This window comes from Nocardiopsis sp. iso_186, from assembly GCF_056173365.1.
In genome coordinates this window covers 4,974,155-4,998,959 of the sequence record NZ_CM149670.1, presented here as the reverse complement: position 1 = coordinate 4,998,959, position 24,805 = coordinate 4,974,155, and the positions used below count along the sequence as shown (strand labels likewise).

At 68.1% G+C, this 24,805-nt stretch carries 17 protein-coding genes; 14 read left to right on the top strand and 3 right to left on the bottom strand.

All coding sequences use genetic code 11. From position 1 onward, the window contains the following. Window positions 1-38 precede the first annotated feature (38 nt). Complete coding sequence (locus AC0VYP_RS21655; RefSeq protein ID WP_285758600.1) at window positions 39-1,427, bottom strand: aspartate aminotransferase family protein; 1,389 nt, start codon at window positions 1,425-1,427, stop codon at window positions 39-41. 206 nt (window positions 1,428-1,633) lie between these two features. Between AC0VYP_RS21655 and AC0VYP_RS21650 the strand changes: the two genes are divergently transcribed. The 10 genes from AC0VYP_RS21650 to AC0VYP_RS21605 all read left to right on the top strand — a co-directional run bounded on the left by AC0VYP_RS21650 (window position 1,634) and on the right by AC0VYP_RS21605 (window position 13,028). Then, window positions 1,634-3,124, top strand: a complete 1,491-nt coding sequence (locus AC0VYP_RS21650) for a gamma-aminobutyraldehyde dehydrogenase (RefSeq protein WP_285758602.1) — start codon at window positions 1,634-1,636, stop codon at window positions 3,122-3,124. A 126-nt stretch (window positions 3,125-3,250) separates the two neighbouring features. Next, window positions 3,251-4,396, top strand: coding sequence for an ABC transporter ATP-binding protein (locus tag AC0VYP_RS21645; RefSeq protein WP_285758603.1), 1,146 nt, complete (start codon window positions 3,251-3,253; stop codon window positions 4,394-4,396). A gap of 36 nt (window positions 4,397-4,432) precedes the next feature. Further along, on the top strand, window positions 4,433-5,665 hold the full coding sequence (locus AC0VYP_RS21640; protein ID WP_475471550.1) for an ABC transporter substrate-binding protein: 1,233 nt from the start codon (window positions 4,433-4,435) through the stop codon (window positions 5,663-5,665). A 3-nt stretch (window positions 5,666-5,668) separates the two neighbouring features. Next, window positions 5,669-6,532, top strand: a complete 864-nt coding sequence (locus AC0VYP_RS21635) for an ABC transporter permease (protein WP_285758607.1) — start codon at window positions 5,669-5,671, stop codon at window positions 6,530-6,532. Beyond that, the gene (locus AC0VYP_RS21630; RefSeq protein ID WP_285758609.1) at window positions 6,529-7,365 is read left to right on the top strand and encodes an ABC transporter permease; all 837 of its coding nucleotides are present in this window, start codon (window positions 6,529-6,531) and stop codon (window positions 7,363-7,365) included. Before AC0VYP_RS21635 ends, AC0VYP_RS21630 begins: the two co-directional genes overlap by 4 nt. A 71-nt stretch (window positions 7,366-7,436) precedes the next feature. Beyond that, entirely contained in the window at window positions 7,437-8,858 is a 1,422-nt protein-coding gene (locus AC0VYP_RS21625; protein WP_475471547.1) for an NAD(P)/FAD-dependent oxidoreductase, read from the top strand. 123 nt (window positions 8,859-8,981) lie between these two features. Next, a complete protein-coding gene (locus AC0VYP_RS21620) occupies window positions 8,982-9,947 on the top strand; it encodes an ABC transporter ATP-binding protein (protein WP_285758612.1) in 966 nt (321 codons plus the stop codon). 48 nt (window positions 9,948-9,995) lie between these two features. Continuing rightward, window positions 9,996-10,853 (top strand): ABC transporter permease, encoded by an 858-nt coding sequence (locus AC0VYP_RS21615; RefSeq protein WP_285758614.1) that lies wholly within the window; start codon window positions 9,996-9,998, stop codon window positions 10,851-10,853. Between the two features lie 79 nt (window positions 10,854-10,932). Continuing rightward, window positions 10,933-12,207: a sensor histidine kinase gene (locus AC0VYP_RS21610; RefSeq protein ID WP_475471544.1), complete on the top strand. Its 1,275-nt coding sequence runs from the start codon at window positions 10,933-10,935 to the stop codon at window positions 12,205-12,207. A gap of 218 nt (window positions 12,208-12,425) precedes the next feature. Then, window positions 12,426-13,028, top strand: a complete 603-nt coding sequence (locus tag AC0VYP_RS21605; protein WP_475474332.1) for a response regulator — start codon at window positions 12,426-12,428, stop codon at window positions 13,026-13,028. Window positions 13,029-13,067: 39 nt separating this feature from the next. Here AC0VYP_RS21605 and AC0VYP_RS21600 read toward each other — a convergent pair whose 3' ends face one another. Then, window positions 13,068-15,263 carry a SpoIIE family protein phosphatase gene (locus AC0VYP_RS21600; RefSeq protein ID WP_475471543.1) on the bottom strand — a complete coding sequence of 732 codons (2,196 nt, stop codon included), beginning with the start codon at window positions 15,261-15,263 and terminating at the stop codon, window positions 13,068-13,070. A 395-nt stretch (window positions 15,264-15,658) separates the two neighbouring features. On the opposite strand from AC0VYP_RS21600, the gene AC0VYP_RS21595 reads away from it, so the two are divergent. The 4 genes from AC0VYP_RS21595 (at window position 15,659) to AC0VYP_RS21580 (ending at window position 23,433) form a co-directional block, all read left to right on the top strand. Next, window positions 15,659-19,915, top strand: a complete 4,257-nt coding sequence (locus AC0VYP_RS21595; RefSeq protein ID WP_475471541.1) for a HAMP domain-containing protein — start codon at window positions 15,659-15,661, stop codon at window positions 19,913-19,915. An 8-nt stretch (window positions 19,916-19,923) separates the two neighbouring features. Then, window positions 19,924-20,562, top strand: coding sequence for a response regulator (locus AC0VYP_RS21590; RefSeq protein WP_475474330.1), 639 nt, complete (start codon window positions 19,924-19,926; stop codon window positions 20,560-20,562). 189 nt (window positions 20,563-20,751) lie between these two features. After that, entirely contained in the window at window positions 20,752-22,104 is a 1,353-nt protein-coding gene (locus AC0VYP_RS21585) for a hypothetical protein (protein ID WP_475471540.1), read from the top strand. A gap of 267 nt (window positions 22,105-22,371) precedes the next feature. Beyond that, window positions 22,372-23,433, top strand: coding sequence for an NAD(P)/FAD-dependent oxidoreductase (locus tag AC0VYP_RS21580; protein ID WP_475471538.1), 1,062 nt, complete (start codon window positions 22,372-22,374; stop codon window positions 23,431-23,433). A gap of 551 nt (window positions 23,434-23,984) precedes the next feature. Here AC0VYP_RS21580 and AC0VYP_RS21575 read toward each other — a convergent pair. Next, the gene (locus tag AC0VYP_RS21575; RefSeq protein ID WP_475471536.1) at window positions 23,985-24,575 is read right to left on the bottom strand and encodes a hypothetical protein; all 591 of its coding nucleotides are present in this window, start codon (window positions 24,573-24,575) and stop codon (window positions 23,985-23,987) included. Window positions 24,576-24,805: the final 230 nt, after the last annotated feature.

Genomic DNA, 24,805 nt, shown 5'->3' with positions numbered 1-24,805 from the left:
ATGGCCCCCGCCCCTATCAGGGGGCCATGCGCGCCGGGTCAGATCCGTTGCCAGGCCTCGGTCAGCACGGAGCGCAGGACGGATTCGATCTCCTCGAAGTGCTCGGGGCCGCAGATCAGCGGCGGCGAGAGCTGGATGACGGGGTCGCCGCGGTCGTCGGCCCGGCACACCAGTCCGGCGTCGAACAGCGCGGTGGACAGGAAGCCCTTCAGGAGGCGGTGGGACTCCTCGTCGTTGAAGGTCTCCTTGGTCGCCTTGTCCTTGACCAGTTCGATGCCGTAGAAGTAACCCTCCCCGCGGACGTCACCGACGATCGGCAGGTCCAGGAGCTTCTCCAGGGTCGCCCGCATCACCGGGGCGTTGGCCTGGACGTTGGCGAGGATGCCCTCGCTCTCGAACAGATCCAGGTTGGCCAGTGCGGCCGAGGCCGCCACCGGGTGTCCGGCGAAGGTGATGCCGTGCAGGAAGGAGTTTCCCTTCTTCTGGAACGGCTCCATCAGGTGGTCCCGTGCGATCATCCCGCCCAGCGGGACGTAGCCGGAGGTCACACCCTTGGCGAAGGTGATGATGTCGGGCAGGTAGCCGAACCGTTGCGCGCCGAAGTACTCACCGAGACGACCGAAGGCGCAGATGACCTCGTCGGACACCATCAACACGCCGTGGCGGTCGCAGATCTCGCGGACCCGCTGGAGGTAGCCGGGCGGCGGCGGAAAACAGCCGCCGGAGTTCTGCACCGGCTCGACGTAGACCGCGGCGACGGTGTCCGGCCCGTTCTGCAGGATCGCCTCCTCGATCTGGTCCGCCGCCCAGCGGCCGAACGCCTCGGGGTCGTCGCCGTGGACCGGTGCCCGGTAGATGTTGGTGTTGGGTACCTGGACGGTGCTGGGGACCAGTGGCTCGAACGGGGTTTTGATGGCCTGGACCCCGGTGATCGACAGCGCGCCCATGCTCGTGCCGTGGTAGGCGATCTTCCGGCTGATCACCTTGTGCCGGCCGGGCTGGCCGATGGCCTTGAAGTACTGCCGGGCCAGTTTCCACGCCGATTCCACGGCTTCGGATCCACTGGTGGTGAAGAAGACCCGGTTCAGGTCGCCGGGGGCCAGGCCCGCGAGCCGATCCGCCAGTTCGATTGCCTTGGGGTGGGCGTAGGTCCAAATGGGGAAGTAGGCGAGTTCCCTTGCCTGGGCGGCGATCGCGTCGGCGATCTCGGTGCGGCCGTGTCCGACCTGGGAGACGAACAGCCCGGCCAGTCCGTCCAGGTAGCGCTTGCCGGCCGAGTCGTAGACGTAGGCGCCCTCGCCGCGGGTGATCACCGGGACGTCGGACTCCTGGTACGCGCCCATTTCGGTGAAGTGCATCCACAGGTGGTCCTTGGCCGCTCGCTGGAGTTCGTCCGCGGTGTAGCCGTTGCCTGACTGGGTGCTCACTGTTGCACTCTCCCTGAACTGCTGCTGCCAAAGACTCGGGTGGTGCGGGGGCCGGCCCTCCCTCGCAACAAAGCTGGAGGCATCCCTCCAGTGAAATAGTCGCATCTCTCATTTGAGTGTCAAGTATCGGTCGCGAAACCGGATCTTTACAACGGAATCCCTTGTTTTGAATCATGGTATCTGTCAGGGTCGGGGAAACGGGCTCTATGCGGTTCGCCACTTTCGACGAGGAGAGTCAGCACGTGTCCAGCCAGTCCTCCACGCCCCTCCACCTGCGCAACTTCATCAATGGCGCCTACGTGGACGCCGCCGACGGGCGCACCGCCCCGGTTATCGACCCGGCCACCGGTGAACCCTTCGCAGAGGCTGCGGTTTCCGCGGCGGCCGACATCGACGCGGCCTTCCGCGCCGCCGGCGAGGCGTTCGAGGGCGGTTGGCGCGACAGCACTCCCGCCGAGCGCCAGATCGCACTCAACCGCTTCGCCGACGCCGTTGACGATCGCGCCGACGACCTGGTCGCAGCCGAGGTCCGCAACTGCGGCAAGCCCGTCCAGGCCACCAAGGACGAGGAGATCTGGCAGGTCACCGACGCGCTTCGGTTCTTCGCCGGTGCCGCGCGCACCCTGGAGGGCAAGGCGGCCGGCGAGTACATGGCCGACCACACTTCCTGGATCCGTCGCGAACCGCTCGGGGTGGTCGGCCAGATCACCCCGTGGAACTACCCGATGGCGATGGCGGCCTGGAAGATCGGCCCCGCTCTGGCCGCGGGTGACACGATCGTGCTCAAGCCCTCCGACACCACCCCCGCCTCCACCCTGCTGCTCGCAGAGATCGCCGCGGAATTCTTCCCGCCCGGAGTGTTCAACGTGGTGACCGGGGACCGCGACACCGGACGCGCTCTCGTGGACCACCCCGCGCCCAGGCTGATCTCGCTCACCGGTTCCACGCGGGCCGGGTTCGAGGTGGCCCAGGCGGGGTCCCGCGACCTCAAGCGCCTCCACCTGGAACTGGGGGGCAAAGCCCCGGTCATCGTGTTCGACGACGCAGACGTGGAGCGTGCCGCCCGGGGTATCGCCGAGGCCGGCTACTTCAACGCCGGCCAGGACTGCACGGCCGCCACCCGGGTACTCGCCGGAGCGGGAATCCACGACGAACTCGCCGCGGCACTGGCCGAGCAGGCCAAGAACACCACGACCGGGGGCCCCGACCGGACCGATGCCGCCTACGGTCCGCTGAACAACGCCAACCAACTGGCGAGGGTGAGCGGTTTCCTCGACCGGGTCCCCGGTCATGCGTCCGTACTCGCGGGCGGTGCCGCGTTGGACGGGCCCGGTTACTTCTTCGCCCCCACGGTCGTCGCCGGCCTCGTCCAGGGCGACGAGATGGTCACCGACGAGATCTTCGGACCGGTGATCACCGTCCAGCGCTTCGACGACGAGGACACCGCCGTCGCCTGGGCCAACTCCGTGCAGTACGGGCTGGCCTCCAGCGTCTGGACCAGGGACCATGCGCGTGCCCTGCGCGTGTCGCGTCGTCTGGACTTCGGCTGCGTATGGATCAACACCCACATTCCGATCGTCGCGGAGATGCCACACGGCGGATTCAAGCACTCCGGTTACGGAAAAGACCTCTCGCTTTACAGCCTGGAGGAGTACACGAGGGTGAAGCACGTTATGAGCTACATCGGCAAAGAATAATCCGGTAACACTGAACGAGTCGTTCTTGTAACCGGAAAAACATCGGCCCTGCAGTAATATCAGCGCTCCCCAGCCGGCTGATGCCGGGATTTCAGGAAAGAAACTGATAAAAGGACGACCTGGATCATGGCGACCACCACCACCGAAGAGACACCGGTTCCGCAGGAACCGAGCACACGGGGCGGCGGTGCCGCCATCGCCCTGGAGGGCGTCGCCAAGGCGTACCGTTCGGGCCACGGCACCATCGACGCGGTCCGACAGGTTGACCTGACCATCGAACAGGGCGAGTTCTTCTCCCTGCTGGGCCCCTCGGGGTGTGGCAAGACCACCACCATGCGGATGATCGCCGGGTTCGAGGAGCCGACCTCCGGCGTGGTGCGCCTGGCCGGCGAGGACGTCACGGGCGTCGCCCCCAACCGGCGCGACGTCAACATGGTCTTCCAGAGCTACGCGTTGTTTCCGCACATGAGCGTCGCCGACAACGTTGCCTTCGGTCTCAAGCGCAAGAAGGTCGCCGCGGTCGAGATCACCCGTCGCGTCACCGAGATCCTGGAACTGGTGGAGCTCGGTGACCGTGCCAAGTACAAGCCCGCCCAGTTGTCCGGCGGCCAGCAGCAACGCGTCGCGCTGGCCCGCGCCCTGGTCAACCGGCCCAGTGCGCTGTTGCTCGACGAACCCCTCGCCGCGCTCGACCTCAAACTGCGTCAGGCGATGCAGATCGAGCTCAAGCGAATCCAGCGCGAGGTCGGCATCACCTTCGTCTACGTCACGCACGACCAGGGTGAGGCGCTCACCATGTCCGACCGCATCGCCGTCATGAACAAGGGCGTGATCGAGCAGCTGGGGACACCCGCCCAGATCTACGAGACCCCGGCAACGCGGTTCGTCGCAGGCTTCATCGGCACCTCCAACCTGGTGACCGGTGTGGTTGCCAGGGGTGTCGGCGGCTACTCCAGGTTGGACTACAGCGACGGCCAGCAGGTGCTGGTGCGTACCGACGCCATCTCGGGCGAACACGTCCTGGTGACGGTACGACCCGAGAAGATCCACCTGGGCAAACACCAGCCCGGTACCGACCTGAGCCGACTCAGGGGCACCGTCCGCGAGGTCGTCTACATGGGTTCCACGACCCATTACGCAGTGGACACCGCGCAGGGTACCGGGATGACGGTCTTCCAACAGAACGTCTCCGACGCCAGCAACCTCGCCGAGCGCGGCGACACCGTATGGCTGTCCTGGCGCCCCGAGCATTCCTACGCACTGCCCAGCTGACCCCGTCCATCCCCACCGAACAGAGCGGTAGACGTCGTGCGAAACACCCCCCGACCCTCACCCGCGCTGCTGCGGGGCTTGACCCAGGCCCGCTACAGCCGCCGCGCCACCCTGAAGCTCACCGGGCTCTCCGCCGCCGCACTCGCCCTCGCCGGATGCGGTGTCCAGGGCCAACAGCAGCAGCCCCAGGACTCGACGGACTTCTGGGCCGACAAGCAGAGCAACGGGAAACTGCGCTTCGCGAACTGGCCGCTCTACATGGACTCCGACCGCACCCAGCTCACCCGGTTCACCGAGGCCACCGGGGTCACCGTGGACTATGAGGAGTCCGTCCAGGACAACCCGTCCTGGTTCGGGCAGATTCAGCCGATCCTCGCCAACGGCGGCGACATCGGTGCCGACCTCATGGTCATGACCAACGGCCTGGAACTGGCCAAACTCATTGCCCTGGGATACCTCGCGCCACTGGACCCGGCCCAACTGCCCAATTTCGCCGAGTACGCCGGCGAGATCTACAAGAAAACCGCCTACGACCCCGGCAACACGTTCACGGTGCCCTACGCCTCGGGAATGACCGGAATCGCCTACGATCCCGAGCGCACCGGCCGCACGCTCACCAGTATCGCCGACCTTTGGGACCCTGCTTTCGAAGGCCGGGTGGGGATGATGGCCGACCCCCAGGAGATCGCCAACTTCGGATTGCTCTACAACGGGATCGACCCGGCCGACTCCACCCCCGACGACTGGCGCACCGCGGCCGAAAGCCTCAAGCAGCAGCGCGACGACAAGATCGTGCGGGCCTACTACAGCCAGGACTACATCCAGCCGCTCACCAACGGCGACGTCTGGGCCACCATGGCCTGGTCCGGCGACATCTACCAGCAGAACGCCGCCGAGGGCACCAACCTGGAGTTCTTCATCCCGGAGGAAGGGGCGACCCTCTGGACGGACAACATGATGATCCCGTCCACCGCGAAGAATCCGGTCGACGCCCTGATGATGATGGACTTCCTCTACGACCCCGAGGTCGCGGCCAGTCTGGCCGAGTACATCACGTTCGTGCCCCCCGTTCCCGACGCACAGAACGTGCTGCGCGACAAGGCCGGGACGCTCGACGGGGACGAGCAGGCGGCTCTTGAGGAACTGGCCGCCAGCCCGTTGGTCTTTCCCACCGACGCCGACTACGCGAAGCTGCACAACTACGTGTCACTGCCCGCCGGCGAAGAGGGGGAGTTCACCTCCATATTCCTCGCGATCACGCAGGCCTAGACCATGGCGCGGGAGAGAACCACAGCGACGCCCTACCTCCTGGCCATGCCGGGATGGATCTGGCTGGCGGCCTTCTTCGTGGTGCCGATCATCGGGATGCTCTGGATGTCCCTCATGACCGGCAACATCGTCACCGGCTTCCAGCCCACCTTCAACTTCGGGGTCTATCCCCAGGTGATCGCCACCTACTGGGAGCAGATCCTGCGCTCCCTGGCCTACGGGTTGTGCGCCACCCTGCTGTGCATCGCCATCGGCTACCCACTGGCCTTCTGGATCGCCTTTCACGGCGGCAGGAACAAGGCCACCTACCTGCTCCTGCTGCTCCTGCCGTTCTTCGTGTCGCAGATCCTGCGCACCATTTCCTGGAAGTTCCTGCTCGCCGACAACGGCGTCATCCTCGGCACGCTCAAGAGCGCCGGGCTGCTCCCCGACGGCGCCCACGTGCTCAGCACATCCACCGCCGTGGTCTTCGGGCTCGCCTACACCTTCCTGCCGTTCATGGTCCTGCCGATCTACGCGGTCCTGGAGCGGGTGGACCACCGGATCGTCGAGGCGGCCCACGACCTCTACGCCTCCCGGATCCAGGCGTTCGTCCGCGTGGTCCTGCCGTTGTCGCTGCCCGGCCTCTTCGCCGGCGTGCTGCTCGTCTTCGTGCCCAGCAGCGCCGACTACGTCAACGCCTCGGTGCTGGGTGGGACGCACAACACCATGATCGGCAACATCATCCAGTCGCAGTACCTGGTCAACAACGCCTATCCGGTGGCCTCCGCGATCACCTTCGTGCTGATGGCGATCCTGTTGGTCGGCATCTTCAGTTACGCCAAGGCGCTCGGCACCGAACAGGTCATGGAGGTGCAGGCCAAGTGAGCACGACCACGAGGAGCGGGGCGTCCCGGCCTGCTGCGCGCGCCGCCCGCGGCAGGCGCGGCGTCAACTGGGGAAAATGGTTCACCTGGGCCGTTCTCGGCTGGTTGTTCCTCCCGATCGCCGGGATGATCGCGTTCAGCTTCAACGACATCGCCGGACGCCAGAACGTCACCTGGCAGGGCTTCACCCTCAAGTGGTACGGCCAGGCGTTCGCGTACTCCGACCTCAACGACGCGCTGATCAACACGCTGTCGATCGGCGTGCTCACCATGCTCATCGCGGGAGGGATCGGCAGCCTGCTCGGGCTGGCGCTCGGCCGGCACCGGTTCCGCGGCCAGGGGGTCAGCAACCTCGTCATGTTCGCCGCGATCTCGGCCCCCGAGGTCGTGATCGGCGCGGCACTGCTGTCGCTGTTCCTCACCCTCAACCTGACCACGGGCTTCGTCACCATTCTCATCGCCCACGTCATGTTCACCGTCTCGTTCGTGGCGATCACGGTGCGGGCGCGCGTCATGACACTGGATTCCAAACTGGAGGAGGCCGCCCGCGACTTGGGGGCGGACGCCTGGACGACCTTCCGGTTGGTGACCTTCCCGATGCTGCTGCCGGCGATCATGGCCGGCGGCCTGCTGGCCATGGCCTTGTCGGTGGACGACTTCATCATCACCACGTTCGTCAGCGGTGACACCACGACGTTCCCGCTGTGGATCTGGGGGTCCACCCGGGTCGGAATCCCCCCGCAGGTCAACGTGATGGGCACCCTCATCTTCGCGTTCGGGGTGCTGCTCGCCCTCGTCAACGTCCTACTCGCCCGTTCGTCCCGCCGAGCGTGACCTTGCCCCTCCTCCACCTGCGGTGGCAGCGTGGATGACGTCACGATCGGCGAAGAGAGAAAGTGATAGCCGTGTCCGCAGCAGCCCGGAGGGCCGCCGCCGCGCTGGCCGACGCCGCGCCCCGGATCTTCTGGACCGACCCCGACGTCCCCGGCCACGACGTCCCCGAACCCGCCCCGCCGCTGAGCGGCCGGGTGCGGGCGGACCTCGCCGTCGTGGGCGGCGGGTTCAGCGGTCTGTGGAGTGCGCTCATCGCAAAGGAACGCGACCCCGACCGCGACGTCGTGCTGCTGGAGGCCCGCACGGTCGGATGGGCGGCGTCGGGGCGCAACGGAGGATTCTGCGAAGCCAGCCTCACCCACGGCTACGCCAACGGGGCCGAGCGCTGGCCCGACGAGATCGTCGAACTGGAGCGTCTGGGCCGTCAGAACCTGGACCGCATCGCCGATGCCGTGGAGCGCCACGGCATCGACTGCGAGTTCGAGCGCACCGGCCAGTTGATCCTGGCCACCCGGGACTGGCACAACGCCGAACTCGCCGAGTACGGCGAACAGTTGCGCGCGCTGGGCCACAAGGCCGTGAACCTGGACGCCGACCAGGCCCGCGCCGAGGTGAACTCGCCCACCTATCTCGGCGGTCTCTACGAGCCCGACGGCACCGCCATGCTGCACCCGGCCAAACTCGCCTGGGGGTTGCGCGCGGCCTGCCTGCGTCTGGGGGTGCGCATCTTCGAGCACAGTCCCGTGCGCTCCATCCGCAGCGAGCCCGTCGCGGTGCGGTTGGAGACGCGGGGCGGCTCGGTGTCGGCCCCGGCCGTCGCCTGGGGCACCGGCGCGTTCCCGGGCCCGCTGCGCCGGATCCGCCGCCACGTCGTTCCGGTGTACGACTACGTGCTGATGACCGAGCCGCTCACCGCCGACCAGAAGAACGCCGTCGGCTGGAAGAGCCGGGCGGGGCTGTCGGACGCGGCCAATCAGTTCCACTACTACCGGCTCACCGCGGACGACCGCATCCTCTGGGGAGGCTACGACGTCATCTACCACTACGGCGGCGGTATCCGTCCGGAGTACGACCAGCGCCCCGAGACCTTCCAACGGCTCGCCGAGCACTTCTTCGAGACGTTCCCCCAGCTGCCGGACGTGCGCTTCACCCACCGATGGGGCGGGGTGATCGACACGTGCAGCCGGTTCTGCGCCTATTTCGACACCGCCTACGACGGCCGGTTGGCCTACGCCGCCGGTTACACCGGCCTCGGCGTGGGAGCCACCCGCTTCGGTGCCGAGGTCATGCTCGACACGCTCGCGGGGGCCGACACCGAACTCACCCGCCCGGAGATGGTGCGTACCAAACCGCTGCCCTTCCCCCCGGAACCCCTGCGGTTCGCCGGGATCGAGCTCACCCGACGCTCCATAGCCGCAGCCGACCGCAACGGCGGTCGCCGCAACCTGTGGCTGCGCGGGCTGGACGCGGTAGGGCTGGGGTTCGACAGCTGACCGCCACACGCGAGGCGCGGCCCCGGGGATGACGATCGTCATCCCCGGGGCCCACGTTTTTCACGGCGTCCCGGTGACACCGGCTCCTACAGCACAATCGCCTGCTCCGGCAGGCTTGGGGACATGACGACGGCACAGCAGCACACCGCGATCAGCGTCCAGGACCTCCGCCAGGCGTACGGCACTTTCGAGGCCGTCCGGGGTGTCTCCTTCGATGTCGCCCCCGGCGAACTCTTCGCGCTCCTGGGAACGAACGGCGCCGGCAAGACCACCACCATCGAGACGCTGGAGGGTTTCCGCAAGCCCACCGCCGGTACGGTGCGGGTCTTCGGTACCGACCCGTTCGGCCAGCCCGCCGCGCTGCGCCCGCGGGTGAACGCCGTCCTCCAGCACAGCGGCGTCTTCGAGGAACTCACCGTCGCCGAGACGATCGATCTCGCCCGCGACCTGGCCGCCCGGCCGATGGGGCGCGTCGAGGTCCTGAAGACGGTCAGCCTCACCGACAAGGCCACCGTCGCCGTCCGTCAGCTCTCCGGGGGACAGAAGCGCCGCCTGGACCTCGCCCTGGCGATTCTCACCCGCCCCGAGGTGCTGTTCCTGGACGAGCCCACCACCGGGATGGACCCGGAGATGCGCAGGGAGACCTGGAGGATCATCGGCGACCAGGTGGCCCAAGGGGTGGCCGTGCTGCTCACCACCCACTACCTGGAGGAGGCCGAGCGTCTCGCCGACCGCCTGGCGATCATGCGCAACGGTCTGGTGGAGGTCGAGGGGACCGTCGCCGGGGTCGTCGCCGGCAAGGGCGACCGGATCGGCTTCCGTATGCCCGACCGGATCCGCTCCGAGGACCTGCCGCGTCTGCCCGGAGCCCGTTTCTCCGTCGAGGTGCGCAGCGGCGACCAATGGGCCGCCTACGACGTCTCCGGGGACGACATCGCCGGCCGCGCCCACCGTGCCGTCGCAACGCTGATGGGCTGGGCCGACTCCAACGGCATCACCCTGGAGCGCCTACAGGTGCGCACCGCCTCCCTGGAGGACGTCTTCCTCGACATCGCCGACGGTGACGCCGCCGTCCCCGCCGGCGCCTGATCGCCGGCCCCGGCGTCCGACCCGAACCACCCCACCAGGAGACCCACGATGGCCACGACCACCACCGCGCCCACCGCACGAAGCACCGAGCAGCGAAGCGCGGTCAACCCGTTGCGTCAGACGCTGCGCCTGACCCGGACCGAGTTCACCCTCTTCTACCGTTACCGGATGGCGCTCTACGCCGCGGTCCTGCCACTGGTGTTCCTCGTCCCCGTGTTCTCCATGGGCCCCGGCGAGCTGCTCCCCGGTATCGACGCGGTCGCCTTCTCCCTCACCAACTTCTTCGCCATGGCGGCCATGACCATCGGTGTCGTGCACGTCTCCAACGTCTACGCCGCGAGGCGTGAACAGCTGGTGCTCAAGCGTTTCCGGGTCGCCGGCGTCCCGCCGGTCGCGATGTTCGGCGCCACCGCCCTGTCGGTGATCGCAGTGGTCGGAGTGCAGTCCCTCGCCGTCATCGGGGCCCTCGTCGCCATGACCGGTTCGCCGCCGGCCGACCCCGTGATGCTGGTGCTGTCGATCCTGCTGATCAGCGTCGTCATGACGCTCTTCGGGGCGGTCATCACCCGGTTCGCCCGCAACGCCGAGAGCGCGCAGATGATGGCGATGGCCCCGTTCATGCTCCTGATCGTGGCCAGCGGGTTCTTCGTGCCCCTGGAGCTGTTGCCCGACCGTCTGGCGCAGCTGTTCGGCTACCTCCCGATGGTCCCCGCCATCGAACTGGCCCAGTCCGCGTACTTCGGCCACGACTTCTTCGCCGCCGCGACCGCCCCGGCCGCGGAGCCTGCCACCGGCCTCCGGTTGTGGACCGCGGCGGTCCCCGCCCTGGCGATCCTGCTCGCCTGGACCGCGGTGCTGGCCTACTCCCTCCGCTACTTCCGCTGGGACCCGCGCAGCGCCAAGTAACCCGGCGGCGGGGGTGGTGGCCGGGCGCAAACCCCCGGCCACCGCGCACGCGTAGGCTGACGACCTGGAGGGGGGCACGATGACACACGAGGACACCGGTCCGGGGACCGTCGAGGCGGGGGTGGCCGACGACGAGCGCAGCACGGCCCGGCTGAAGTTCGCCCGCAGGACGGTCTACTTCACGTTCACCACCCTCCCGCTGGGGCTGCTGTTCGTCATCGGTTTCCAGGCGGTCCTCCACGCCCGTGGCGAGGCCGGCCCGGGAATCCTCGCCATGTTCGGTGTCCCGTCGCCCTGGGCCGCGGTGCTCGGGTTCGCGTTGTCGGTGCCACTGGCGTGGCTGACGCTGCGGTTCGCCGTCCTCCGACTCGACGCTCCGAGGCCCCGCTCCACGGGACTGCTCTACCTGGGCCTGGTCCTGAACCTGGGCGTCCTGGCGGTCTTCGACGTCTACGCCTGGGTGTTGGTCGGATTCGCCCTGTGGTGGTCGGCCGCGGCGCTCGTCGCCACCCGGCGCCAGTCCGTGCTCTTCGCCGTGGTGCTGCTCGCGGCGCCGGCCGTCCGGCTCCTCCTGCTGCCCCAGCTCAACATCGGGCTGACGGTCCTGGTCCTCGGGTACACGGTCTTCTTCGGGGCGGTGCTGCTGGTCTGCGACCTGGCGATGGTGTGGCTGTGGGAGATCGCCAACGAGGCCACCGTCGCCCGTGAGGCGCGGGCGCGGCTCGCCGTCACCGAGGAGCGGCTGCGCTTCGCCAGGGACCTGCACGACCTGGTCGGGCACAGCCTCTCGGGCATCGCGGTGAAGAGCGAGCTGGCGGCCCGGCTCGCCGCGCGCGACCCCGAGCGCGCCGCCGCCGAGATGGTCGCGGTCCAACAGGTCGCCAGGGACGCGCTGCGCGAGGTGCGCGCGGCGGTCAGCGGGTACCGCGACGTGGACCTCACGGCCGAGGTCGAGAGCGTGCGCCAGGTGCTCAGCGCGGCCGGGACCCGGGTCGGCGTCGCGGGCGACACCGCCGAATGCCCGGTGGAGTTGCGTGCACTGACCGCCTGGCTGGTCAGGGAAGGTGCCACCAACGTGCTCCGCCACAGCGGGGCGGACCGCTGTGACATCACCCTGACCCGGCAGGAACGCTCTTTCGTCGTGGAGGTCTACAACGACGGAGTGCGCTCCGGGTCGGCACAGCCCTTCGGCAACGGGCTGAACGGACTCACCGAGCGGGTGACGGCTGTCGGGGGCGGGCTCTCGGCCACCACCACCGACGACGGCGGTTTCCTGATGCGGGCCGTCCTCCCGATCCGCTCCGCCCCGGCGGCTTCTCGCGTCCGGCAGGAGGGGGACCAGGTCCCCGCCTGACCCGCCCGGCCCACCCGTCCAGGGCAGGTGCCGCAGATCCCGCCCCCTGCGGTGCGGTCGAGGAGCGTGCAACGGGTCCGTTGCGCGCCGATGCGTGCGGCAAGGCGGTGGTGCCCGTTCCCGGGGCGCGTCCGCCCCTCCCGGTGTCCTGCGGGGTGCCCGACGCTTACGCTGATCACGTGACTGAGCTATCCGAGAACAGCCCCCCGGCCGGCCGAATGAAGGTCGTGCTCGCTGATGACGAGCACCTGGTGCGCGGTGCCATCGCCGCGCTCCTCGGTTTGGAGGAGGACATCGAGATCGCCGCGCAGGTCGGCCGCGGTGACCTGGTACTGGCTGCTGTCCGGGAACACGACGCCGACATCGCGGTCCTGGACATCGAGATGCCCGGCGCCGGCGGCCTGGAGGTCGCCGACGATCTGCGCACGGCCGCCCCCGGCTGTGGCGTGCTCATCCTCACGAGCTTCGGCCGCCCCGGTTACCTGCGCCGTGCGCTCTCCTCCGGCGCCCGCGGCTTCCTCGCCAAGGACGCACCAGTTGACCAGCTCGTCGGCGCCATCCGCAAGGTTCACGCGGGCGGACGCTACATCGACTCCGAGCTCGCAGCCGCTGCCATGACAGCGGGAGAGAGCCCTCTGACCGAGCGGGAAGCGGACGTCCTGCGGGCCGCGGTCAACGGCTCCTCGGCGGCCAAGATCGCCCGCGCCCTTCACCTCAGCGAGGGCACGGTGCGCAATTACCTGTCCAACGCCATCGCCAAGACCGGCACCGACAACCGGATGTCGGCCATCCGCACCGCCCAGGACATGGGCTGGCTCTGAGCGGTCCGTGACCCGTCCACCACGGGGCGGGGCCAACGGTCACAGGAACCGCAGGACCAGCATCGCGGTGTCGTCGGTGTGCCCGCCCGGGGCGAACTCCTCCAGTTCGCGGTCGATCCGGGCGATCACGGCCTGGGCGGTCAGCCCTGAACAGCCGGTGAAGATCTTGGTCAGCCCCTCGTCGCCGAGCATCTCCTCGTTGTTGCGGCGCTCGGTCACACCGTCGGTGACGGCGAGCAGCACGTCCCCGGGGGCGACCTCGACCGTCTCGGTGAAGAACTCCACGTCCTCGAACGCGCCCAGCAGGGGCTGGGAGGTGGCCAGCGGTTCCACCTCGCCGTTCTTGTCGAGGCGCAAGGGGAGCGGGTGGCCCGCCGAGACCAGCCGGATCCGCATCCCCTTGCCGCCGTCCGGGCCGCCGATAGGCGTCATCTCGCCGTAGAGCATGGTCAGGAAGCGGGTCGTGGTGTTCTCGTCCAGGATGGCCAGGTTCAGCCGGTGCATGATGTACGCCGGGGCGAGGTTCTCCCGGGCCAGCGCCCGCAGGGTGTGGCGGGCCAGACCGGTCACCGCTGCCGCTTCCGGGCCGGTGCCGCAGACGTCGCCGATCGCGAAACACCAGCGTCCGTCGGTGGCGAACACGTCGTAGAAGTCTCCGCCGACCACGTTGCGCTCTCCCGCCGGCTGGTAGAACACCGCGTGATCGACCCGGGGAATCGCGGGTTCCTTCTCCTTGGCCGGAAGCAGACTGCGTTGCAGGGCCTCGCTCATGGAGGTCTGGTCGGAGTACAGGCGCGCGTTCTCCATAGCTGACGACACCCGTTGGGCGAGGTCGTCGGCGACGTTGACCTCTTCGCGGGGAAACTCTTCGTTGGGCGCCTTGCCGATGGTGATCCGCCCCAGCGACCGTCCGTGTGCCATGAGGGGGATGCTGATGCCCAGGCCGGCCGCGAGCTCCCGGGTGAGCTCGTCGTCCATGCCGGCCTCTGCCAGTTCCTCGGGCTGCCACAGCTGCCCCGGCTCGCGTTGTTCCTGCGGAATGATCGCCGTGATCAGTTCGCGCAGTACGTCGGTGGTGTTCTCGTCGCGGTGCGTGGCGAAGGCGAGCCGGTCCACCCCCAGGTCGCTGGTGGTGTGCACCACGCACCACTTGCCCAGCCGGGAGGTGGTCAACTGTGCGGCCAGCGCGGCCGTCATCTGCTCGTCGAGGGTGCCGGCCAGCAGGTCACTGGCCTCGGCCAGGAAGCTCAACGAGGCGCGCCTGGCGAGTTCCACCCGGGCCAGTCGGGAGCGCTCGACCGTCAGTGCGATTCGGTCGGCCCCTTCCTGGAGCCGGTCCGCTGCGGTCTGGCCGAAATGCCGGATCCGTTTGGATGCAACCCCGAGCAGGCCGGTGATCCGCCCGTCCACGATCAACGGTGCCGTCACCAGCGAGCGCATTCCGGCCGCTGCGAGCCGGCCCCGGTGCGCCCGGGCGATCATCAGGTCGTCGTTGATGACCGGCCCGGGCTCCGGTGCGGAGGAGGGAAAAGTCTCTTCGGTCCGGCTGCGGAACGGTCGCCACTGCCCGGATGTCAGTCCGACCGCGGCCTGGAGCTCCCACTCGGTCTCGTCGGTGGTGGCCAGCGCGATGTAGGCGGCGTCCCCGCCGAGTACGGTGCGCGCGACGTTGACCGTGGAGTCCAGGAGGTCCGGGAGCGAGAGCTTGGCAGCCAGCGCGGAATCCAGCCGGGACCACGGTTCGGGCCGGGAACGGACCTTGCTGCGTACCGGCAACGGCGGTACCAGGGATGTCCGTGAGGTGGGGCCGGCAGGCGGTTCCTCGTCGTCGAGACGGAACCAGACGGCCTTGTCCTCCTTGCTGTAGCTCACGCCCCAACTGGAGGCGATCGCCGAGGCCAGTGCAAGGCCCAGCCCGCCGCTGCGGGTGTCGTCGGTGGAGGGGGAGGTGTCCACCTGCAACGGTCCCGCCTTGGGGACCGCCCGGTGCGGTACCCGGTCGACGACGACCACTTCCACCGCCCCGGGCAGGCGGCGCACGATCAGTTCCAGGGTGGTCTCGGCGTGGATGACCGCGTTCGTCACCAGTTCGCTGACCAGGAGGATGATGTCGTCGGAGCCGCGCGTGACGTTCCAATCGCGCAGTGTGTCGCGCACGAAGGAACGAGCCTCGCCCGCGGTCTCCGGAGCGGCTGAGAATTCCCGGCGGGCGACCTTCATAACGTCATATGGCATCGTGAAGCCGTACGGTTCCTCTGAGTTGCGGGCGGTTCGGTTGAAATGCACACGATCCCCCCTGTATCTCGGTGCGGGACTGCCGAGGTGGAGAATCGTGGTGTCTTCCCTGAACTATTGTCTCCGACCAGCCACCGGCGGACACGTCCGGGGGATGCCCGGTTCCGGCCGCCCGGTCGGTGCATGGTCGGACTGGGTCGGATTCCCAGCTTCTCCCAGGAAGTCGTGGAACTTGGTCGTGTTGTCCGAACGTCGTGTTATTGAGCGGACTGTCGAATTAACGTAGTGCACCGTGGTCCATCTGAGAGTCTTGAGGGCCGGAGACCCGTGTGAGTAACACCGTAAGTCTGCCCATCAGGGCACTGCAGGGCTTCAACCGGTGGAGGAGGGGATCGATGCCCAAGGCGACCAGCCCGGCCGCATCGGAGACGGAGCTGAACGCGCTCCTCGACGCGCTCTACAAGATGCGTGACGGTGACTTCAGCGTCCGGCTCGACCCTCGTGCGCGGGGGACGCACGGTGAGATCGCCGGTGTCATGAACGAGGTGCTCGACCACTGCGAGCAGCTCAGCGCCGAACTCCAGCGCGTGAGCGACGTGGTCAGTACCGAGGGGCGCCTCGCCGAGCGCGTCTCGATCAGTCCGGCCCGCGGTGCCTGGGGCAAGAGCGTGCGAGCGCTCAACCAGCTTCTCGACGAGGTCAGCGAACCCGTCACCTCCGTGGCCCAGATCTTGGACTCGGTGGCCAACGGTGACCTCGCCCAGCGGGTGGAGCTCACCAACCGCCACGGCGAACTGCACGGCGATCTCCTGCGCCTCGCCACATCGGTGAACCGCATGGCCGACCAGATGTCGGCGTTCACCATGGAGGTCACCCGCGTGGCCCGTGAGGTGGGCACCGAGGGCAAGCTGGGCGGCAGCGCCCGGGTGGAAGGCGTCTCCGGTGCCTGGCGCGACGTCACCGAGGCCGTCAACCAGATGGCGGCCCGGCTGACCGCGCAGGTGCGCGACATCTCCACGGTGACCGTCGCGGTGTCGCGCGGGGACCTCAGCCGCAAGGTCGTGGTGGACGTCCAGGGCGAGATGTTGCAGCTCAAGGACACGGTCAACACCATGGTCAACCAGTTGTCCACGTTCGCCGACGAGGTCACCCGGGTGGCCCGTGAGGTGGGCACGGAGGGCAAGCTCGGTGGACGCGCCAACGTCAAGGGCGTGTCGGGCATCTGGAAGGACCTCACGAACAACGTCAACTCCATGGCCGACAACCTCACCAACCAGGTGCGCGACATCTCCCAGGTGACGACGGCGGTGGCGCGCGGCGACCTCACCAAGAAGGTCACCGTCAACGTCCAGGGCGAGATGCTCAAGCTGAAGGACACCGTGAACACCATGGTGGATCAGCTGGACTCGTTCGCCGACGAGGTCACCCGGGTGGCGCGCGAGGTGGGGACCGAGGGCAAGCTGGGCGGGCGGGCCAGCGTCAAGGGCGTGTCGGGCATCTGGAAGGACCTGACCGACAACGTCAACTCCATGGCCAACAGCCTCACCTACCAGGTGCGCAATATTTCCCAGGTCACCACCGCTGTTGCGGTCGGTGACCTGAGCAAGAAGATCACCGTGGACGCCCAGGGTGAGATGTTGCAGCTCAAGGACACCGTGAACACCATGGTGGACCAGCTGGACTCGTTCGCCGACGAGGTCACCCGCATGGCCCGCGAGGTGGGGACCGAGGGCAAGCTCGGCGGCCAGGCGCACGTGCGCGGTGTCTCCGGCGTGTGGAAGGACCTGACCGACAACGTCAACTCCATGGCCAACAACCTCACCCACCAGGTGCGCCAGATCTCGGTGGTGACCACCGCCGTGGCGCGCGGCGACCTCACCAAGCAGGTCACCGTCAACGCCAAGGGGGAGATCCTCGAACTGAAGGACACCATCAACGTCATGGTGGACCAGTTGTCGGCGTTCGCCGACGAGGTGACCAGGGTGGCCCGTGAGGTGGGAACCGAAGGCCAGTTGGGCGGGCGTGCCGACGTCAAGGGCGTGTCGGGCATCTGGAAGGACCTGACCGAGAACGTCAACTCGATGTCGCACAACCTGACCACCCAGGTCCGCAACATCGCCCAGGTCACTTCGGCGGTGGCCGCCGGTGACCTCGGCAAGAAGATCACGGTGGACGCCCAGGGCGAGATGCTGGAGCTGAAGGACACCATCAACACCATGGTCAACCAGCTCTCCACGTTCGCCCTGGAGGTCACCCGGGTGGCGCGCGAGGTGGGCAGTGAGGGACAGCTCGGCGGCCAGGCCAAGGTCGAAGGCGTGTCGGGCACCTGGAAGCAGCTCACCGACAACGTCAACGAGCTCGCCAGGAACCTCACCACCCAGGTGCGGGCGATCGCGTCGGTGGCCAGTGCCGTGGCCCGTGGCGACCTCACCCAGTCCATCCAGGTCGGTGCGCGCGGCGAGCTCGCAGCACTCAAGGACAACGTCAACCTGATGGTGTCCAACCTGCGCGAGACCACCGCCGCCCAACGCGACGAGGACTGGCTCAAGAGCAACCTCGCTCGCATATCCGGCCTCATCCAGGGGCATCGCGACCTCAACGACCTCGCCCGGCTGATCATGACCGAGGTGACCCCGTTGGTCGCGGCCCAGCACGGGGCGTGCTTCCTGCCCGAGGACGAGAACGACGAAGAGACGTTCCGGCTCTACGCGGGCTTCGGCTACCAGCCCAAGGAGCATCGCCGCCGGATCAAGATGGGGCGGGGACTGGCGGGCGAGGCGATGGCGCAGCGCACCGAGATGCGGGTCAACGACGTCCCCGGTGATTACGTCAAGGTCGAGTCGGGCCTGGGCGAGGCGCCTCCGCTGAGCATCGTCATCTTCCCGATCCTGTCCGAGGACCGGGTGCTGGGCGTGATCGAGCTCGGTTCCTACGGCACTTTCCGGGAAATTCACCTTAATTTCCTGCGTCAGCTGGTCGGTCTCATCGGTGCCACGATCAACACGATCCTGGCCAACTCCAAGACCGAGTACCTGCTGACCCAGTCCCAGCAGCTGACCACCGCGTTGCAGGAGCGCTCCAACGAGCTCCAGCGTCAGCAGGAGGAGCTGCGCCGCAAGAACGCCGAGCTGCACAGCAAGGCCGGGCAGCTCGCCAGTCAGAACCGCGCCATCGAGTTGCAGAACCGCCAGATCGAGCGCGCCCGCCGTTCGCTGGAGGAGCGCGCCCACCAGCTCCAGGTCTCGTCCAAGTACAAGTCCGAGTTCCTGGCCAACATGTCCCACGAGCTGCGCACGCCGCTCAACAGCCTGCTCATCCTCGCCCGGCTGCTCGCCGACAACACCGAGCAGAACCTCACCCCCAAGCAGGTGGAGTTCGCCCAGACCATCCACAAGGCGGGCAGCGACCTGCTCCAGCTCATCGACGAGATCCTGGACCTGTCCAAGGTCGAGGCGGGGCGGATGGAACTGAGCCCCATCGACGTGTCGATCAGCCAGCTGGTCAACTATGTGGAGGCGTCGTTCAGGCCGATGACCAGCGACAAGGGGCTGGCGTTCGCGGTCGAGGTGTCTCCTGACATCCCCAACTACCTGTGGACCGACGAGCAGCGTCTCCAGCAGGTGCTGCGCAACCTGCTCTCCAACGCGGTGAAGTTCACCAGTACCGGTGAGGTGCGGCTCCTCATCGAGCCCGCCTGGGCGCTGGAGGACGCCGACCTCGACATGTTCGCCGAGGACGACGAGGTGATCGCGTTCTCCGTCGCCGATACCGGGATCGGTATTCCCGAGGACAAGCTCCAGGTCATCTTCGAGGCGTTCCATCAGGGCGACGGCGGCACCAGCCGCAGGTTCGGCGGAACCGGCCTGGGACTGTCCATCAGCCGCAACATGGCGCAGCTCCTCGGCGGCGAGATCCGAGTCGACAGCGTGCTCGGCCAGGGGAGTACGTTCACCCTGCTGCTTCCGGTCCGGTTGCCCGACAGCGCGAGTGAGCGGTCCTACGGCTCGGTGGACGCGGTCGAGCCGCTGGCCGTCACCGCCACCGACATCCCGGTCGCGCCCGACCCCGCGCCGGCCGAGCGGGACGAGGAGGCCCGGACGGCCGACACCGAGTCCGCTTCGCCCGTGGTGGACCCGAGCCCCTATACGGAGCCCCCCTCCGTGCCCATGCTCAAGGAGCCGGAGCCCCAGACCGGGCCGTCCTCGGGTGCGGAACTGGAGGCCGACCCCGAGCGCGACGCGACGCTGGCCGGACGCCGGGTACTCATCGTGGACGACGACGTGCGTAACGTTTTCGCGCTCACCAGCGCACTGGAGGCCAACGGTCTGCACGTCCTCTACGCTGACAACGGGCACTCCGGTATCGAGAAACTGGAAGCCAACGAGGACATCGCGCTGGTGTTGATGGACATCATGATGCCCGAGCTCGACGGCAATGCCACCACCCGTGCGATCCGTGAGATGCCCCAGTTCGCCGACCTGCCGATCATCTCTCTCACCGCCAAGGCCATGCAGGGGGACCGGGAGCGCAGCCTGGAGGCAGGCGCCTCGGACTACGTCACCAAGCCGGTCGATCTGGGTCATCTCCTGGACGTCATGCGGACGTGGTTGGATCGAACCGGCCACACCAGCCAAGAAAGCCAGGAGCAGTAGCAGTGAGTGTGCCGTACAAGGCCAACATCCTCCTCGTGGACGACCGGGACGACAACCTCATGGCCCTTGAGGCGACCCTGACCTCTCTGGACCAGAACATGGTCCGGGCCAGTTCGGGCGAGGCCGCGCTCAAGGCGCTCCTCGAAGAGGACTTCGCGCTCATCCTGCTCGACGTGATCATGCCCGGAATGGACGGGTTCGAGACGGCCGCGCACATCAAGCAGCGCGAGAGGACCAAGGACGTCCCGATCATCTTCCTGACGGCGGAGGGGACCGACCGCCACCAGGTTTTCCGCGGCTACGCGGCGCGGTTCGTGGACTACATGACCAAGCCCTACGACCCGTGGCTGCTGCGGGCGAAGGTCGAGGTCTTCCTCGAACTTGACCGGCTCAAGCGCCAGTTGGACGATCAGTCCCGCGTGCTGCGCCGGGAGCTCGGCACGGAGACGGCTGACTCCGTCAACTCGGTGGTCGCCCGGCTGGCCACGCATGTCGGTGCGGTCACCGAGAAACTGGGGCGGCTGAGGGAGCAGTCCGCGGTCGGCGACAACGATGAGGACAGCGCCACCCTCCAGGCGATCCGCGAACTCGACACCTCCGTCGGTCAGTTGACCGTCCTCGTCGAGGCCCTGCGCGGGCCGTCCTGAGCCGAGCCGCGCGGCAGGGGCGAGTGCTGTCGCCGCGTGGTTATGAAACCGATGTGAACGGTATCTCGGACAGAGTCGTGGCAGAGGTTTGATGGAGTATCGGAATTCTTCGCGCCGAACGTCCATCCTGGAGATCAGCGTCGATCTCGTCTGCTTCGCACTCTCCAGTGCCGTGAGGAGAATCCCCCCATGCCTCGCAGGCTCATCCCGGCGATGGCCGTGTCGGCGGCCGTTGCGACCGTCGTGTACGGTGCGTTCGCGACCGTTTCCCCAGCGTTGGCCGCCGATTCCGAACGCGGAATGGAGGCCGCTGTCACCAGCAGTGGAACCACTCGCACCCTGCTTCCGGGGTCGTTGGCCTACACCTGTGCCGCCGAGAACGGCGCCGGAAAGTCCTACACCGCCGAGCTGTCCATCACCGCCCCCGGCGAACTCCGGTCCGGCGAGTCGGCCGAGGTCCGGCTCGCCCGGTTCACCGGGTATTTCGACCGGTGGATCACCGAACCGATCGCCGAAGGCGACGCGGTGCTCAGTGCCCAGGTACGGGTGGGCGGCAAGGGAGCCGACGTCCGGACGGTCACACTCACCGGTGCCAATCCCGCGGCCAGCCCGGCCGGCAAGCTTCCCCTGCCCAGGCTGACCCCCGTGGAGTTCGGTCCCGTCGTCGGCTCGGTCCGGGCGACCACGCCGGGCGAGATCACCTTTGCGCCGGGCCCCGTCACCATCACGGTCCATCAGCGCGGCGACGAACTGGTCACGGTCTGTTCGCCCAAGGACGAGGCCGACCCCGTCGCCACCACCCTGGTCGTCGCCGAGCAGGAGGAAGAAGAGGAGGCCCCGGGGCCCACGGTGACTCCTGCGGTCGCCGCGCCCGGACGTACCGAGTGGAGCGGTACCTATCGGTGCGCTTCCAGCGACCCCGGCCTGCAACCCGATTTCGAGAGCCCGGCCACGGTCACGGTCACCACGACCGATACCGGCTACCCGGTCGGGGAACGGATCGAGGCCGTGGGGGAGTTCACCCTGGAGCGCGGCCTCAAGTCGCCGATGAAGCTCGGCCCGGGAGCCGTGACCGCGGAGTTGGAGGTGGCGCTCTCGGGGCCGGCGGTGAGCACGCGACGTTTCGTGTTGCGCACGGAGAACAGTGGTGGTCTGCCCGCCGGGCAGGACATCCTGTTGCCCACGGCTGCCGGGTATTTCACCCCTGACCGGCCGGGAGCGGTGGAGTTGGCGGTGAAGGGGCTGGAGTTGTCCTTCCTCGGCGGCATCCTCACCGTCAACTGCCGGGTGCGCGACGACACCGCGGACGAGGCGCCTGTCGCCGACCTCGGCAGCATCGATCGGGTTCCCGTAGGGACCACGCCGCCCGTTGGTCCGCCCGACCCCGGGCAACAGGATGCTCCGGTACACGAGCAGGCGCGCGAGGCCCCGCTGCCCGTGACAGGTGCCGCCCTGGGCGGGCTCATCGCCTTTGCCGGGGTCGCTCTGGCCTGTGGCGGTGTCGCGACCCTGGCGGCCAGGAAGAGGCACCACCGGCCTTAGGAGAGCCGTCGCGACCGCCGGGCCCGGTTGAAGGCACTCGTGTCCGTTGTTCTGGGGCGAGGTCCCAAGCGTGTCGTGGACGATCGGGGCGTGCCGTTGGTGGATCTGTTCCACCCCGGGGGTGGGGCCCGCCGGTTCCAGGCGGACCGCGCACCTCCCACGCGTTTTCCGGCTGGTTGACCGCCGTAATTTTTGCCGTATTGGCAACGATATTTGTCAATCGACGGGACGTGGATGCAGCATCTCTTTTGAACGGAGGTGCACGACATGACTGCACGAACAGAACAGAAGGGTGACGCACCAGTGGAGCGGGAGCGTCACTACGAGGTCGTGGTCATCGGTGGCGGCGCCGCGGGTCTCAGCGGGGCGCTGACCCTGGCCCGGGCGCGCCGCTCGGTGCTGGTGATCGACGAGGGCCGGCCCCGCAATGCGCCGGCCGCCCAGGTCCACGGCTACCTGACGCGCGACGGTCTCCCGCCCGCGCAGTTGCTCTCCGCCGGGCGCGCCGAGGTCACCGGTTACGGCGGCGCGATCATGACGGGCACGGTCGTGGGTGCCGAGCGTCTGGCCACGGGCGGTTTTCGCCTCGTCGTCGACGGTGGCGGGGTCATCGTCGCGGACCGGTTGCTGGTGACCACCGGACTGGTCAACGAGCTGCCCCAGGTGCCGGGGCTTGCCGAGCGGTGGGGGAACGAGGTCCTGCACTGCCCGTACTGCCACGGGTGGGAGGTCCGCGACCAGGCCATCGGCATCCTGGCGACCGGACCGTTGTCGGTCCACCAAGCGCTGATGTGGCGACAGTGGAGCCAGGATGTGACCCTGTTCCTGCACACCGCCCCCGAACCGGGGGACGAGGAGTACGAGCAGTTGGCGGCCCGCGGTATCGCCGTGGTCACGGGTGAGGTCATCGGTCTGGCGGTCGATGGCGACCGGCTCACCGGGGTGACCCTTGCCGGCGGAAAGGAGCTCCCCTGCCAGGCCCTGGTGGTGGCTCCGCGGTTCACCGCCCGCGCCGATGTCCTCACGGGGCTCGGCCTTGAGACCACGGAGCAGGAGATGGGCAAACAGGTGATCGGCAGCTTCATCGTCACCGATCCGTCCGGAGCGACCCGGACCCCCGGTGTGTGGGCGGCAGGCAACGTCACATCACTGACCGACCAGGTCGTCGCGGCTGCCGGAGCGGGAGTGCGCGCGGCGGCGGCGATCAACGCCGACCTGACCGCCGAGGAGACGCGCAAGGCCGTTGCCGCGCGCAACGCGCCCTTCTCCGCGCGAGCTGAGCGCGAGGCGTCCGAGCGGGTGCTCGGCGATCGCAGGCACGGTCTGTGACCGCTCCGCCGCGATGGTGGCGGTGGTTGGCCTTCAGGGAGAATCGGTCCGGGTTGAAAAAGAATCAATGTGCCGAGAGTCCTAACAGGCCGCGTAGCTCTCCCGACCTTCGTTGAGTCGTCCACGGTCGGCCCGCCGACCCCGGTCCCTGAACCGTCCGCCGAGTTGCTTCGCGCCTTCGCCGGCCGACGACCGAACCTGACCGCAGCGACCAATCCCGGGACGCGCTGGCTCTTCTCCGGTCGCCGGGCGGGCCATCCGATGGACGCTGGAGAGCTGGCCGCGCACGTTGCGCCTGGCCGTGATCCTGCTTCTCGCCTGGTGAGGCGCTGAAATCGGGTGTGCAGGCGCAACGGGTTCAACCGGGTGGCGGTCCCGTTGCGCTCCAATCCGCTATAACTTTCTATAAACTCGCAGGTCAGAGCGTTGCGAATATGTCGGTTAGTGCGTAAGCTAATCGCGAACGACGCCGGTCCCCGTGGGGGGCCGGAAGTGGAGCCGGGTGACCTGGGGAATTACCAGGAGCCCGGCTCGGCGCATTTCTGAGGCATTCAGCAACCTGTCGTGACGTCCAGGTCGTAGAGGCACTCGGCGAGGATGTCGCGGTAGAGGGGCTCGCCCTGGCGGTGTGCGCGCACCGCGCCGGCGACGACGTCGGGGACCCAGAGCAGGGGATCGCTGCCGCCCCGGTGGTGCTCGACCCGGAACCGTGTGCCCCGAGGCAGGTTGAACCGGGCCCCCGTGACGGTCTGGACATCGCGCTGGTTGAGTGCCTTGTCGCGCGCCTCGAGGTACAGGGTGTCAACCCCGTAACCGTGCAGTTCGTCCACCAAGTGGTTCAGGCACACCGCGCGTGCGCGTTCCTGGCGTCTGCGGGGCACGGGTGAGCCGACCGCGACGATATGGAATCCGGCAAGGTCGGCGACCGTCTTGGCGACGTTCTCACGCTGACGCGGGGTGAGGTCGTTCCAGTGCAGCTTCGATGTCGGACTGCCCTTCCACAGGGTGGACATCACGGCGCGGGCCTCGCCAATCGCGTGGGGCTCGAACACAGCGGTGGCCAGCACGTAGAAACCGTGGGAGTCCGATTCGAGGAAGGACTCGTCGCCGTAGGCCATGGGAGCGGCGGGGGAGTCAAGCATCCCGGCCACACCCCGATCCACACCTGCGCTGAGAACGACGCGGCGGGAAGGTGCTCGGCCGTACCAGGTCGGAGGGGGAGTCGCGGGTGCGCGCCGTCACGAAAGATCCTTTTCGGTGGGGTGTTGACCGCATCGGTGCCTGGATCTGGGGATGGCGGGAGCCGGCGATCGAACGGTTCCGGATTCGTTGCGGCTGCCGTTCTCGGGCAGGAGTGCTCGAACCGTGTTCA